Source organism: Chryseobacterium sp. MHB01 (assembly GCF_034651565.1).
GTDB lineage: Bacteria > Bacteroidota > Bacteroidia > Flavobacteriales > Weeksellaceae > Chryseobacterium > Chryseobacterium nepalense.
This window is the reverse complement of record NZ_JAYEDA010000012.1, coordinates 70607-84124: the sequence shown is the minus strand read 5'-3', so window position 1 is coordinate 84124 and position 13518 is coordinate 70607. Positions and strand designations below refer to the sequence as shown.

The following is a 13518-nucleotide window of genomic DNA, read 5'->3' as shown; positions in this document are numbered from 1 at the left end:
GGTAAAGTAACATTTTAACCTTGTAGTTGTACATTTTTCTAAAGGTTATTCGATTCTTTAATATATAATCGCCATTTATAATAAGTTCAGTAAATATCCCATTACGGAACCCGATACAACGACGAGCGCACTGTTGATTTTCCTGTATCGAAAACTTATATAAAGGCATACAACAGCAATAAGAATTGTACGCCAGTCGGTAACAGTTTCTATTCCCATACTGATGCAAACAGAAACAATAATGGCAACAGAAGCCGCATTTACCGCATCCAGAAATACTGAAAAAATTTTCGAGTTTCTCATTTTCTTTACCAACGGATTCAGCAGAGCGACAAATAGGAATGAGGGTAAGAAAATCCCAAGGGTTGAAACAGCAGCCCCAACCCATCCGTTAATCTGGTACCCGATAAATGTAACCGAAGAAAAAACCGGTCCGGGAGTAAACTGTCCTACTGCAATAGCGTCAATAAGCTGTTTCCGGTTCATCATTCCACTGGTAACGAGTTCTGCATCCAGAAAGGCAAACAGTACATAACCACTTCCGTAAAGAATGGAACCTACTTTCAGGAAAATAAGAAAAAGTTTAAAGTTTAAACATGGTATCAAATTATATTCACTACCCTGTAAATAAATGATAGGAATAAGATTTTTCAAATCCCCGGATCTTCCGGGACGTAGAAAAGTGATCAATACATAAAGAATACCGGCTCCGAAAAGAAGAAAAATTTCATTGTAACCTAATAAAGATCCCGTTAAAACAAGTAATCCTAAAATAATAAGACCTATCGACTTAAAAGATTTTTCAGCTAACGGAAAGATGGCCGATAAAATCACTGCAATAATCGCCGGCTTGATCCCATAAACAAATGGCTGAATTTCAGGCAGAGCACCATACTTTTTATACAGCCACGCGAATATCCCGGTAATAAAAACTGCAGGAAGTATAAAACATACTCCTGCAGTAATTAAGCCTTTCCAGCCTGCTTTTTCTCTTCCGATGTGGATGGCCATTTCCGTACTGTTGGGTCCTGGAATTAAGTTGGTAGCTCCTATCAGATCCAGAAAATGCTGCTGTGAAATCCATTTCCTTTTGGTGACAACTTCATTCTGCATCATTGATATATGTGCAGCCGGTCCTCCGAAACCAATTATTCCCAGCTTGAGAAAAAGTCTGGCTATATCTTTTAAATTTTCTGTATTTTTCATGGCATTTCCTGAGTAACAAACTTTGTTCTTGGCAACAAAGCCTGTGCACGGGAAATTTCCTGATACGGTATATTATTCCCTGCAATATATACTACTTTCAGTTTTTTCATTTTTTCCAATCCGGGAGGAAAAGCTGTAATTTTATTTTCCCGGATATCCAGAACTTCTAGATTTTCTAGATTATAAAATTCAGTTAAACATTCGTTGGTAAGTTTATTCTTATCAATAAAAAGCCCGGTAAGTCCAGTCATACTGCCGATTCCGGCCGGAATCTGGCTAATCTGATTTTTGTAGATATCCAGTCTTTTGAGATTTGAGATTTTATATAATTCCTTAGGAAAAACTTTAAATGCATTATTGCTAAGGTTCAGCGTTTTTAAATTTTGAAGCTTAGAAAATCCATTTGGCAAGGTTGTCAACACGTTATCTGAAAGCCAAATATCATTAACCATATTTAAATATCCTATTTCTTCGGGCAGCTCAGACATTAGATTTCTGCCCAATGACAAAGTTTCCAAATTTTTCAGATTCTTTATGGAAGGCGGAAGATTCCTTCCCGGTTTTCCTTCAACATTTTGTAAGCTTCTGATATCAAATCCTCTTGATAATGCCAACCTTTTCAGTGTTTTTAGCTTCCCAATATCCTGCGAAAAATCAAAATAGCTGAACTGATAATATTCTAAATCTTCCAATGATTTAAGATTAAAAATCACAGGAGACATCTTTTCAGTAAGCATATTATGCAAAGCCAATTTTTTCAGTTGATTTAAAGAAGAAAATTCTTTAGGAAAATCTTTAATTTTATGACCTCCCGTAAGCATAAAAGACTCAAGATTCTTTAGTCTGGAAATTTTCTCAGGTAGGCTTGTCAACTGATCTGATTCACTTACCGTAAGATATTTAATATTCCATGAAAAAATATGTTCCGGAAAAGAAGTGATTTCCCGAAGCAAAACTCTGTCGCTTTCTTTGCTGAGGTCCTGTTTAGGAGGATCCGGCATCCTTACCTGTGCCTGAGTAATAACAGAAGATATGAGAAATGCTAAAAATAAGATATTCTTCATCGCTCTAAGATTGTAAAAATTCCTCTAAGGAAACCGTGTTCTGCTCTCCGGCTTCAAGATCTTTATAGGTAACATTTCCGTCCTTAATTTCTTCTTCTCCCAGGAAAACAAGATTTTTAATTCCTTTCTTCTCTGCATACGTAAACTGTTTTCCAATCTTGGCAGATTCAGGATAGAGTTCGGCAGAGATTCCTTTTTCTCTCAGCTGTTTTATTAATTTCAGAGCTTCCAGGGTTTCGTTACCTCCAAAATTAGCAAACAGGTATTCTACTTTTGAGGTTGCCTCTTCAGGGAACAACCCAAGTTCTTCTATAACAAGATAAATCCTGTCTAAACCGAAAGAAATTCCGATTCCCGGAATATTTTTAACCCCGAAAACTTCCGTAAGATTATCATATCTTCCGCCACCACCGATAGATCCCATTTGGACTTCGTCCGCTTTTACTTCAAAAATGGCTCCGGTATAGTAATCCAAACCTCTTGCAAGCGTAATGTCGAATACCAGATTCTGAATATCTACTCCCAGATTTAATGACTGCGTGATTACGAACTCCAGTTCTTCAACACCTTTTAAACCGGTTTCATTTCCGGCAAATTTCTCTTTTAGCTGTAAAAGATTTTCCAACGCATCATCTGACTGTTCAAAAAGAAAATCCAGCTTATCGATAGATTCCTGAGCAATCCCTCTTTCAAGAAGTTCCTTTACAACACCTTCTTTCCCTATTTTGTCCAGTTTGTCAAGAGCAACTGTAAAATCTATTAATTTATCTGCAATTCCTGCAAATTCCGCAAGGCCTGAAAGAATTTTTCGGTTATTAATATGAATGGTTACAGCAAGACCTAATTCTGCAAATGATTTTAAATATAACTGAACAAGTTCTACTTCCTGCAGAAGGCTTTCACTTCCCACCACATCGGCATCACACTGGTAAAACTCCCTGAACCTTCCCTTTTGAGGTCGGTCTGCCCTCCACACCGGCTGAATCTGGTAACGTTTGAATGGAAAAGTGAGCTGATTATGGTTCATTGCTACAAATCTTGCAAAAGGTACGGTAAGATCATAGCGTAAAGCTTTGTCTGAAATCTGCGAGGTTAATTTCTGATGATTTTTGTCTTCCCAGTCCTGTTGATTTACTTTTGAAGTATAATCTCCTGAATTTAAAATTTTAAAGATCAGGCGGTCTCCTTCTTCTCCGTATTTTCCTGTTAATGTCGAAAGATTTTCAAAGCTTGGGGTTTCCAATGGCTGGAACCCGAATAATTCGAAGTTTTTCTGTAAAATATTAATGATGTATCTTCTTCTGGCAACTTCCAATGCTGTAAAATCTCTCGTCCCTTTTGCTAAACCTGGTTTCATTCTATAATTGATAAATGATGATTAATGTATAAGTGTTGCAAAAATAAGGAATTGAACTGACTTTAAAACTAAAATCCAAAGCTGAAGAAACAATCTTCTTCAGCCTTGAATATCTTCATCATTTGTGTTCTTGTGTTATATCAGATACTATCTAAAATTTCAAGGATTTCCTCGCCGTAATTCTCTATTTTATGCTTTCCGAATCCCTTAATATCCAGCAGCTCTTCTTTGCGGGCCGGCTTATATTTGGCAACGGATATAAGTTCTTTGTTGGTTGCAATAAAATAGCCCGGCAGATTTTGCTCTTTTGCTTTATCGGATCTCCATTCTTTCAGGGCGTAGAGAATTTTTTCCTCGTCTGAGTTCAGCGCTTCATTTTCTGCTGTATATTTGGCACTTTTTGATTCTTTTACGGTAGTTACAGCCATCTTCAATGCTTCAAAATATAAGAGTACTGACCAGTAATTTTCATCGTTTACAAAAGCCGTCTCCACTTTTACAATTTGATGTTTTCCGAGAAATTCATCCAGCATGTGCTGATCATGATGTAAAAACTCCTGATCCAGCCGGACTTTAAAAACTTTTACTTTCATCGCCTGTGTTTTTTTACTGTTATTTACCTCCCAGAAGCAGAATTTCATCTACCTTAACTTCCGTGATATAGCGTTTTACGCCATCCTTATCATCATATGATCTGTAGGTAAGCTTTCCTTCTATGGCAATTTCTTTTCCTTTCGTAACATATTTCTGGAAAATTTCAGCGGTTTTACCAAAAGCAATGAGATTGTGCCATTGTGTTTCTTCCACTTTTTCGCCTTTCGCATTCGTGTAATAATCACTTGTTGCAAGAGATACAACGGCTTTGCTGTTTCCGTTTTCGAAGTTTACCATTTCTACCTCCTTTCCTGTGTAACCAATCAATGTTACTTTGTTTCTTAGTGACATAATTTTGTTGTTATTTAGATTAATATTCAGATCCGAGACGTTCACTGTTTTCTCAGATCTCTGTTGCAAAGATTGGGGAAAGCTGAAACTCAAACCGGTACAAAACTATTTAAATTCGTTTGTAGTCGTTTGAAAACGAATAATGCAAAATATCATTCTTTTTATCCGTTTGAAAACGGATAATTTCCATACCTTTGAGTATATATGAAAAAAGCAATCAAAAGGACATTCAGAGTATCAAAATACGTGATTTACAGGGAAACACTTGTTGATTATAAAGAACATTTCTGGTCTTTTCTGGGCGCATTTTTCGGAATCGGGATTATTGCTTTTATCCAGTCGCATTCAGTATCCGCTACAGAGAATATTTTTCTGATCGGATCTTTCGGTGCTTCAAGTGTTTTGATTTATGGTGCAATTCAGAGTCCGCTGGCGCAACCGAGAAATTTGGTAGGAGGACATGTGATTTCAGCTTTGGTTGGCGTTACGATTTATAAGATTGTTCCTGATATTATCTGGCTTTCAGCTCCCCTTGCCGTTGCTTTTTCAATTGTTTTAATGCAATATACTAAAACCCTTCACCCTCCCGGTGGCGCTACCGCACTGATTGCAGTAAGCTCCACAGGAAAAATCCCTGAACTGGGATTCTGGTATGTGTTTACACCGGTTCTTTCCGGGTGTATCATTTTATTACTTACGGCACTTTTTTTCAATAATATAACATCCAACAGAAGCTATCCAGCACACAGCAGGTTTAAGAAACTATTAAAGAAAAAACATGCACATCCACACAAATTGAAAAAATAAAAATTATGAATTGTCTTGAATGTGACGAAAAAATCATCGGAAGATCCGACAAAAAATTTTGCAATGACGCTTGTCGGAACGCCTACAACAACAAGCAGAATAAGGATTCCAACAATCTCATGCGTAATGTTAATAATAAACTTCGCAAAAATTACAGAATCCTTGCTGAAGTGAATACGGACGGAAAAACAAAAGTCACCCGTTCAAAATTGGATGGGTTGGGTTTTGATTTTGATTATTTTACTAATCTGAAGGTCTATAAAAATGGATCAGAGTACAAATTTATATATGATTATGGCTATAAAATTCTGGATGATGATTTTGTTTTAATCGTTAAAAACCAGTCATAACAGTAAACGCACTTATTCATGAAAGATATTATTCTCATTACCGGGGCGGGCGGACTTATTGCCCATGAACTTTCCAAAAAACTTGAAAAAGATTTTACCGTTCGCTTTTTAACAAGAAAGAAAAAGCACAGTAATGAATTCGAATGGAATATTAAAAATAAAACGATTGATGATGCGGCATTTGAAGGAGTTTCGCACATCATCCATCTGGCAGGAGCCAATATTTCTGAAAAACGATGGACCGATGAACGAAAAAAAGAACTGATTTCCAGCAGGGTTGATTCTGCCGATCTGATTGTGAAAACACTTCAGGAGAAAAAAATCAGGCTGAAATCTTTTATTTCTGCTTCTGGAATCAATTATTACGGGACAAAAACTACTGATACCATTTTCACTGAAAATAACCAGCCCGGAAATGATTTTTTAAGTGAAGTCGTAGTCTTGTGGGAACGTGCTGCTGATCAGTTTAAAGAACAGAATCTTGCCGAAAGGGTGGTGAAAATCCGCACTGCGGTTGTGCTCTCTGAAAAAGATGGTGCTTTGAAGAAAATGCTACCTCCTATCCGAATGGGAATCGGCGCTCCTCTGGGAACCGGGAAGCAATATATGCCCTGGATTCATATTGAAGACATTTGTGCCATTTATGAATTTGCACTGAAAAATGACACCATGGATGGAGCTTTTAATGCCGTTTCACCGCAGCATACAACTAATGAGAATTTAACCAAAAAAATTGCTGAGGTTTTAAAGAAACCGCTTTTCATGCCTAATATTCCCGGATTTGTTTTAAAACTGATTTTTGGCGAACTTGCAGATGCGCTGCTGGAAGGCTCAAGAGCTTCCGCGGAGAAGATTCAGAATGCAGGTTTTCAATTTAAGTTCCCCGATTTAAAAAAAGCATTGGAACATTTATTAAAAAATAATTAACAAGATTATACAATCTATGCACAATACAAACGTTCAGATAGAAAAGACGGAAATATTATCAGACAACTGGTACACCTTAAAGAAGGTAACATTCAGCATCCAGAAAAAAGACGGCAGCTTTCAGCAGCAAAGCCGTGAAGCGTATGACCGGGGAAACGGCGCGGCTATTTTATTGTATGATAAAAGTACGGAAAATGTAATCCTCACCCGACAGTTCAGATTGCCTTCTTTTCTAAACGGAAATGAAACAGGAATGATGATTGAAGTCTGTGCCGGACTTCTGGACGATGATAATCCGGAAGATTGTATTAAAAGGGAAACCGAAGAAGAAACCGGCTACAAAATTTCTCACGTTGAGAAGATTTTCGAAGCGTATATGTCACCGGGTGCCGTCACAGAAATTCTTCACTTTTTTATCGCCGAATATTCGAAGGATATGAAAATAAATGATGGCGGCGGACTTGATGATGAAGGTGAAGATATTGAAGTGCTGGAACTTTCTTTTGAGGAAGCTTTGCAAATGATTGATACCGGAGCGATTAAAGATGCCAAAACCATTATGCTGCTGCAATATCTAAGACTTAAAAATATTCTTTAAATCTTAACTAAAAATTAGTGAAACATCATGAAATTATTATACACAGTCAGCCTCACCTTACTTTTATCAGCATCTGTTTTTGCCCAGAAAACCGAAAAGCCAGGACCAAAAGATAAGGCTGCTATCGAACATTTTAAAAACGATTATAAAAAGAAAAATTACAAAAAGTTTTCGGGAAACCTTGTGATGAAAGATAATCAGGTACAGTTTGATAATAAGGTTATTTTTTACGATAAATCTGATAAAATTACGAAAGCCATTCTTCAGGAAGGACTGGTTTACCCTCAACTTTTAACCGATTTCCAGGTTGATAAGTTTGAAAATGAAGACAGCGACAGAACCCAGAAGAGATTCGCCAGGCTACAGAAAAACTGGAAAGATGCTTTTGATGTAAACAATATAAGGTTCTATAATGCTTCCGAGCTTGTTTTCTTAAGTAATGATGAAAAGGTAAAACGTTTCAAAATACTGTGTAAAGATCCCAAGTTTCCCAATACAATGGTGTATTATATTGAACTCACCAATAAAAATGCAGTGAAGGATATGCCGTTACAGGATTTCATTAAGGATTCTAAAGTGACACATATTTTCCAGAAAACGGAGTAATTGAGGGATAATGTCTTCTACAGAACTAACCAATTACTTTAATGCTATCTGCGAATTCAGACAGCTGCATCCTGTGCAGAAAAATATGCCTTTAAGAACCAATGATCCTGAAATGATTTCAATCGGAGATGCTCTGAATAGATTAAAAATACATTTACAACAGCAATATCGGGAAATCAATAATATCCCGCTTACCATAAAAGTTTCCCGGGGCATTGTGAATCTTCCTAATGTTCTTTATGCATGTATTCTTCCTCCCGGACAGCTGGTTCGCAATGGAATTTATACTGCCCTCTGCTTTGATGTGCTAGGAAGAGGTGCCCTGATCGGCTGTGTGGAATCTAAAGTAACATCTAAAGGCTTAACGACTGTACAGCGTAAAAATGGCCACGGATTATTGTCTATTGATGTAGACGGAGGGAGCCAAAGGACCAAATACAATAATGTTTTTGTTAATCCGAAAGAATTTTATTATCCATTAAATAATTCAGAAATATTGGACAAACATATTCACGAGTCAATCAAGGTGTCGTTGGCATTGCTGAATATTTGAAGTAATCTGGTAAATAACTGCATTTTAAACTAATAAAAATTTAATGTTATTTTATTAAAACAAATTAATAATGAATAAGTTATATTCCAATTAAATAGTTTAATTTTGCATCCCGAAAAAAGGATCCAACCATAATGAAAAAATTAGGCGAATACAGAAAGCTTCTTGAAGTTGATAAAAATGTGACACTGAGAGAACTGAAAACCATTTACAGGAATACGATGAAGGATACGCATCCTGACAAATTCATCAATGATGAAGCCGGTAAACTGGAGGCGGAAGAAAAAAGTAAATCGGTGATTGAAGCCTATCATTTCCTGGTGAGCATTAATCCGGAAACTCAGGAAAAATACAAGGAAGAATATACGGAGACTACCACGACTTCCAATATTCAGGATTTCTATCTGGAAAAATCCATACTAACCATTCAGCATCTTAACGGTAATATTTATGAATACCTGGGTGTTCCTAGAAATACCTACATTAAAATGGTGAACGCAGATTCGCCAAGCCGTTTCGCAAGAAGACATATCTATGGCAGCTTCGTGTACCGAAAGGCAGGTGAAGTAATGGCAGATTAAATCTTACGATTTAATATAAATATAAAGCTTTCGGGATTCCCGGAAGCTTTTTTGTTGGATTAATCTTAACACAAAGAATTGCAAAGTTTTTTAAAATTATCAAAAATATTTTTGTCCGCAAAGGCTGAACTATGTTCGTAAACTTTCAGTTTATACTCAGCAATTGAGCATTGATGTTATCATTTAAAATTGCTTCTTGCTCATCGCAATGAAAAAAAGCGCACCATTTCTGATGCACTTTTAAGGTTAATTAAGGTTGTTGTTATATTAGTCTAAATGTTTCGGGGTATAACCGTCTTCACTCAGTTCTCTGTGATCATAATCGGCTTTCATTTCAGCTTCATAATCCACTTTTTCATGTTTGCCCATTCTTCTCAGGATGGAATCAAATAAAGAGTAAACCACTGGTACAATAATCAAGGTAAGGAATAGAGATGATGTTAAACCACCAATAACTACCCATGCAAGACCTTTGTTCATCTCCGCTCCGGCTCCTGTAGCCAATGCGATCGGTAACATCCCGAAGATCATCGCAATTGTTGTCATCAGGATCGGACGAAGACGGGCGTGATTAGCCTGTACCAAAGCATCATGGGTGTTGGCTCCTGCAGCTTTTCTCGCATTGGTAAAGTCGACGATCAGGATCGCATTCTTTGCAACCAGACCAATCAACATGATCATCCCCAACATGGTAAAGATGTTTAATGAATTGGCAGTAAGTGCAAGAATCACCATTACTCCGATCATTGCCAAAGGAATGGAGAATAATACCACAAACGGATACACGAAACTGTCATATAAAGAAACCATCACCAGGTACACCAATACGATAGCTGCCAGTAAAGCAATTCCTAAAGTACCGAAACCTTCCTGCTGGTTTTCCATGTCTCCGCTCCAGATATAATCTACACCTACAGGTTTGTTTTTGCCATCCATGAATTGTTTAGCCCATTCATTGGCCACATCTCCCACCGGTCTACCTACAGCTTTGGCTCTTACTTTTACAGAAGGTGCCTTATCTCTACGTTCCAGCAAGCTTGGTCCTGAACCCATTTTAACTTCAGCAAACTGACTTAAACGAATCTGCTGTCCCTGCGGATTGGTAAACATTAAGTTTTTAACATCATCAATAGATTGTCTGTTGGCATCTCCGAAACGAATGTTAATATCATATTCATATTCTCCGGCTCTGAATTTCCCATCTGTATTTCCGTTGAATGCAGTCTGCATCGTTTGTCCTACACTGGAAAGGTTTAATCCTAAAGAAGCCATTTTATCTCTGTCTATATTTACCTGTACTTCAGGGTTTCCTGTATCGGTAGATAATTCAGCATCTACAGCCCCGGGAACTTTTTTCAGTAATTCCAGGATTCTTGTTGCTTCCTTTACAGCGGTTGCGTTATCCGGTGCGGTTACCACCATTTCGATCGGCGCATTTTCAGCACCCATGATTCCGATTGGAGCAGTTTTAAATTCAACTCCGGTAAATCTCTCTTCTAACGCTCTTTTTATTTTTGCCGCTTTGATATTTGTGCTTTCAGAACGTTCAGACTTGTCGGTCAAGTTTACCTGAACCTCAGACTGGTAAGTTGTAGCCTGAGCTCCACCGAAACCGGTTGACTGCTGCCCTACCGTGGTGATAAGGTCTACAACGTCTTTATCATTTCTTAAAAACTTTTCAACATCCAATGTCAGCTGATTTGTTTTTTCAACAGTTGCATCTTTTGATAATTCCATCTGAACAAGGAACTGTCCTCTGTCGATCGGCGGGAAGAATTCACCTCCGATAAATCCGAATGCCACCAGCATGAAAGAAGCAATTAAAACAACGAATGTTATTACAACTGTAGAAATTCTTCTCAAGGTTGTTTTCAGACACCATTCCAGAATTCCTGTGATCCAGTGGGTAAATCGGTCGATCATTCCTTCAAACCAAAGGATGAATTTTTCAAACCAGTTTTTTCCGGTTAAATGTTCCAGCTTACCGAATCTTGAAGAAAGCCAAGGAATAATGGTAAACGAAGCCAGCAATGACAACAATGTAGCAATTACTACCGTAACACAGAACTGTGCCAGAATATTGGCCACCAAACCGGAGCTCATCGCAATCGGAAGGAATACTACCACGATTACCAGGGTAATTGCCGCAACCGTAAATCCAATCTCCGAAGCTCCGTCGTATGCTGCACGGATTTTACTTTTCCCCATCTCCATGTGACGGTAAATATTTTCCAGTACAACAATCGCGTCATCTACAAGGATACCTACCACGAGCGAGAGCCCTAATAAACTCATTAAGTTCAGTGTATAACCCATAAGATTCATCCCAATGAACGTTGCTATAAGGGAAGCCGGGATTGATACCATTACGATAAATGCATTTCTGATACTGTGAAGGAATAATAACATCACAATAGCCACAAGGATAATCGCAAGGAACAAGTCGAAGATAACGTGGTTGGCAGACTCCAGGGTAAAGTCTGTTGTATCGTTTACAACTTTTACTTTAATTCCCTGAGCTTTGTATGCTTCCTGTACCGTTTCAATAGTTTTCTGAACACTTTCCGAAACGGAAACCGCATTTGCATCCGACTGTTTTTTCACCTGCATCAAAATAGTAGGAAACTGATTGAACCTTGCTACTTTTTCAACATCTTTCTGGGAGTCAAAAACCGTTGCAATATCAGATAAACGAACCTGTGCTCCATTTTTATTGGAAACCACAAGATTGTTCATTTCTTCTACCGATTTATATTTTCCTGATAACCTGATGGTAGATTTTGAGGTTCTTGTTTTCAGACTCCCTGTAGGGAAATCAAGGTTTGAAGATAAAATTGCCTGCTGCACATCGCCAATTGACAGCCCATACCCCTGCAGCTTCTTCTCATCAAGATTCACCTGAATTTCTCTTTCCTGTCCCCCCACAAGATCTACCTGTGCCACGCCGTTTACACGGGAGAAAATCGGTTCTATTTTTTTATCTAAAAGGTCGTACAGATCTTTGCTGTTTAATTTATCTGATGAAATACTCATCGTGATGATCGGTAAATCATCGAGTGAGAATTTATTCAGTGACGGGGCATCCACATCATCCGGAAGGTCTGCCAAGATCGCATTTACTTTTCTCTGAGCATCATTTAAAGCATAATCCACATCTGCTCCGTCATTCAGCTGTACCATGATTACGGATAAGCTTTCATAGGAAGAAGATTCTACTTTTTTCACGTTTTCCAAAGAACCAACGGCGTCTTCGATCTTTCGGGTAACCGATGTTTCCACCTCTGCGGGTGAAGCCCCCGGATATACCGTAGAAATTGTTACCATATTGGTTTCAAACTTCGGAATCAATTCGTATCCCATGAGTGTATAACTCAGGATACCACCCAGCGTAAGAATCGTAAATAATACGATCACCAACGATGGTCTTTTAATCGATATTTCTGCTAACTTCATAGATCTTCTACTTTACGATATTTACTTTAGACCCGTTATCCAGATTGATCTGCCCGCTGGTTACCACCTGTTCGCCTCCATTCAGTCCACTTAGCACCTGAACTTTATCCCCGTACACTTTCCCAACGGTTACTTTAATCAATTTTGCAACACCATTTTGAACAACAAATAACTGTCCTGAACTTACACCATTTACAAAAGCTTCTGCAGGAACCGTAAGCATGTTCTGAGTTTCCGCGCCATGGTTGGTTTTAAATGTTGCTGTAGCATACATCCCGGCTTTCAGGTTTCCTTTGTTCTGAACTTCAATTTCAACAGGGAAATTTAAAGAAGCATCACTTTTGGGAGCAATGAATGTAATTCTTCCCACAAAAGAATCTTCAGGAAGAACATTTACTTTAATAGGAACCTCCTGCCCGATCTGAATTTTCCCGATCTGGCTTTCGTCAACTAAAACTGAAAGCTTTAATGAATTGATATTCACAATTTCAAATAAAGCAGTTCCCGGTGCGACTACCATTCCCGGTTCCACCATTTTCTTGTTGATGGTACCGCTGATTCCTGCGCGAACGCTGGTATCGTTTATTTTTACCCCCTGCGCACGAACTGCCGCCTGCGCATTTTTAAGCTGTAATCTTGAATTGTCAAGCTGCTGCTTTGTCACCCCTCCTGTTTTGAAAGCATTTTCGTAACGCTGATTATCAATAATAGCATTCTGCAAGTTGTTCTGAGCCTGGGTAACGTCTACTTCGATGGCATCTTTTTTAATAGTCGCCAAAACCTGGCCGGCACCTACTCTTGACCCTTCTTTAACCAGAACACTTACAATTCTTCCGGAGATTTCAGAAGACTGGTTGGATTCCTGCTTTGGAATGAATGTTCCGTTGGCAGAATAATCCGTATCTATATTTTCTCTGGAAACCGTAACCACATTCACATTGATTTTGTCTACCTGCTTAGCTACTTCTTTTACTTCCTGAGTCTGCTTTTCTTTATTTCCTGCAATTTTGTACGCCGCTAGACCGACCAGTACAGCTGCCACGATAATATATATTAGAGTTTTTTTCATTG

14 protein-coding genes are annotated in these 13518 nt (G+C 38.2%); 7 read left to right on the top strand and 7 right to left on the bottom strand.

Annotated features, from left to right (window positions below):
* Positions 1-75: 75 nt before the first annotated feature.
* The 5 genes from chrA to U9K52_RS17420 form a co-directional block, all read right to left on the bottom strand.
* Positions 76-1206 (bottom strand): chromate efflux transporter, encoded by a 1131-nt coding sequence (chrA, locus tag U9K52_RS17440; RefSeq protein ID WP_322927549.1) that lies wholly within the window; start codon positions 1204-1206, stop codon positions 76-78.
* A complete protein-coding gene (locus U9K52_RS17435) occupies positions 1203-2270 on the bottom strand; it encodes a leucine-rich repeat domain-containing protein (RefSeq protein WP_263602950.1) in 1068 nt (355 codons plus the stop codon). The genes chrA and U9K52_RS17435 overlap by 4 nt, the downstream gene beginning before the upstream one ends.
* A 4-nt stretch (positions 2271-2274) precedes the next feature.
* Entirely contained in the window at positions 2275-3627 is a 1353-nt protein-coding gene (gene hisS, locus U9K52_RS17430) for a histidine--tRNA ligase (protein ID WP_322927548.1), read from the bottom strand.
* Positions 3628-3767: 140 nt separating this feature from the next.
* The gene (locus U9K52_RS17425; RefSeq protein ID WP_322927547.1) at positions 3768-4220 is read right to left on the bottom strand and encodes an HRDC domain-containing protein; all 453 of its coding nucleotides are present in this window, start codon (positions 4218-4220) and stop codon (positions 3768-3770) included.
* Between the two features lie 19 nt (positions 4221-4239).
* Positions 4240-4572 carry a single-stranded DNA-binding protein gene (locus U9K52_RS17420; protein WP_322927546.1) on the bottom strand — a complete coding sequence of 111 codons (333 nt, stop codon included), beginning with the start codon at positions 4570-4572 and terminating at the stop codon, positions 4240-4242.
* Positions 4573-4776: 204 nt separating this feature from the next.
* Here U9K52_RS17420 and U9K52_RS17415 point away from each other — a divergent pair, with 204 nt between their 5' ends.
* From U9K52_RS17415 to U9K52_RS17385, 7 genes are all read left to right on the top strand, one after another.
* Complete coding sequence (locus tag U9K52_RS17415; RefSeq protein ID WP_322927545.1) at positions 4777-5379, top strand: HPP family protein; 603 nt, start codon at positions 4777-4779, stop codon at positions 5377-5379.
* Between the two features lie 5 nt (positions 5380-5384).
* Positions 5385-5729 carry a hypothetical protein gene (locus tag U9K52_RS17410; protein WP_322927544.1) on the top strand — a complete coding sequence of 115 codons (345 nt, stop codon included), beginning with the start codon at positions 5385-5387 and terminating at the stop codon, positions 5727-5729.
* A gap of 18 nt (positions 5730-5747) precedes the next feature.
* On the top strand, positions 5748-6656 hold the full coding sequence (locus U9K52_RS17405; RefSeq protein ID WP_312176245.1) for a TIGR01777 family oxidoreductase: 909 nt from the start codon (positions 5748-5750) through the stop codon (positions 6654-6656).
* Between the two features lie 16 nt (positions 6657-6672).
* The gene (gene nudK, locus U9K52_RS17400; protein ID WP_322927543.1) at positions 6673-7254 is read left to right on the top strand and encodes a GDP-mannose pyrophosphatase NudK; all 582 of its coding nucleotides are present in this window, start codon (positions 6673-6675) and stop codon (positions 7252-7254) included.
* A gap of 27 nt (positions 7255-7281) precedes the next feature.
* Positions 7282-7860, top strand: a complete 579-nt coding sequence (locus U9K52_RS17395) for a hypothetical protein (RefSeq protein WP_322927542.1) — start codon at positions 7282-7284, stop codon at positions 7858-7860.
* Positions 7861-7870: 10 nt separating this feature from the next.
* Positions 7871-8413, top strand: a complete 543-nt coding sequence (locus tag U9K52_RS17390; RefSeq protein ID WP_322927540.1) for a hypothetical protein — start codon at positions 7871-7873, stop codon at positions 8411-8413.
* A 134-nt stretch (positions 8414-8547) separates the two neighbouring features.
* Positions 8548-8994 (top strand): KTSC domain-containing protein, encoded by a 447-nt coding sequence (locus tag U9K52_RS17385; protein WP_248393686.1) that lies wholly within the window; start codon positions 8548-8550, stop codon positions 8992-8994.
* Positions 8995-9261: 267 nt separating this feature from the next.
* On the opposite strand, the gene U9K52_RS17380 is transcribed toward U9K52_RS17385, so the two are convergent.
* Together U9K52_RS17380 and U9K52_RS17375 are read right to left on the bottom strand one after the other, a co-directional pair.
* Positions 9262-12447 carry an efflux RND transporter permease subunit gene (locus U9K52_RS17380; RefSeq protein WP_248393687.1) on the bottom strand — a complete coding sequence of 1062 codons (3186 nt, stop codon included), beginning with the start codon at positions 12445-12447 and terminating at the stop codon, positions 9262-9264.
* A 7-nt stretch (positions 12448-12454) separates the two neighbouring features.
* Positions 12455-13516 (bottom strand): efflux RND transporter periplasmic adaptor subunit, encoded by a 1062-nt coding sequence (locus U9K52_RS17375; protein ID WP_248393688.1) that lies wholly within the window; start codon positions 13514-13516, stop codon positions 12455-12457.
* Positions 13517-13518: the final 2 nt, after the last annotated feature.

Bases quoted from the DNA above. Each gene is read 5' to 3' on its own strand.
- chrA (WP_322927549.1), bottom strand. From the start codon at position 1,206: ATGAAAAATACAGAAAATTTAAAAGATATAGCCAGACTTTTTCTCAAG.
- U9K52_RS17415 (WP_322927545.1), top strand. From the start codon at position 4,777: ATGAAAAAAGCAATCAAAAGGACATTCAGAGTATCAAAATACGTGATT.
- U9K52_RS17390 (WP_322927540.1), top strand. From the start codon at position 7,871: ATGTCTTCTACAGAACTAACCAATTACTTTAATGCTATCTGCGAATTC.
- U9K52_RS17395 (WP_322927542.1), top strand. From the start codon at position 7,282: ATGAAATTATTATACACAGTCAGCCTCACCTTACTTTTATCAGCATCT.
- U9K52_RS17385 (WP_248393686.1), top strand. From the start codon at position 8,548: ATGAAAAAATTAGGCGAATACAGAAAGCTTCTTGAAGTTGATAAAAAT.
- hisS (WP_322927548.1), bottom strand. From the start codon at position 3,627: ATGAAACCAGGTTTAGCAAAAGGGACGAGAGATTTTACAGCATTGGAA.
- U9K52_RS17425 (WP_322927547.1), bottom strand. From the start codon at position 4,220: ATGAAAGTAAAAGTTTTTAAAGTCCGGCTGGATCAGGAGTTTTTACAT.
- U9K52_RS17435 (WP_263602950.1), bottom strand. From the start codon at position 2,270: ATGAAGAATATCTTATTTTTAGCATTTCTCATATCTTCTGTTATTACT.
- U9K52_RS17410 (WP_322927544.1), top strand. From the start codon at position 5,385: ATGAATTGTCTTGAATGTGACGAAAAAATCATCGGAAGATCCGACAAA.
- U9K52_RS17420 (WP_322927546.1), bottom strand. From the start codon at position 4,572: ATGTCACTAAGAAACAAAGTAACATTGATTGGTTACACAGGAAAGGAG.
- U9K52_RS17405 (WP_312176245.1), top strand. From the start codon at position 5,748: ATGAAAGATATTATTCTCATTACCGGGGCGGGCGGACTTATTGCCCAT.
- nudK (WP_322927543.1), top strand. From the start codon at position 6,673: ATGCACAATACAAACGTTCAGATAGAAAAGACGGAAATATTATCAGAC.
- U9K52_RS17380 (WP_248393687.1), bottom strand. From the start codon at position 12,447: ATGAAGTTAGCAGAAATATCGATTAAAAGACCATCGTTGGTGATCGTA.
- U9K52_RS17375 (WP_248393688.1), bottom strand. From the start codon at position 13,516: ATGAAAAAAACTCTAATATATATTATCGTGGCAGCTGTACTGGTCGGT.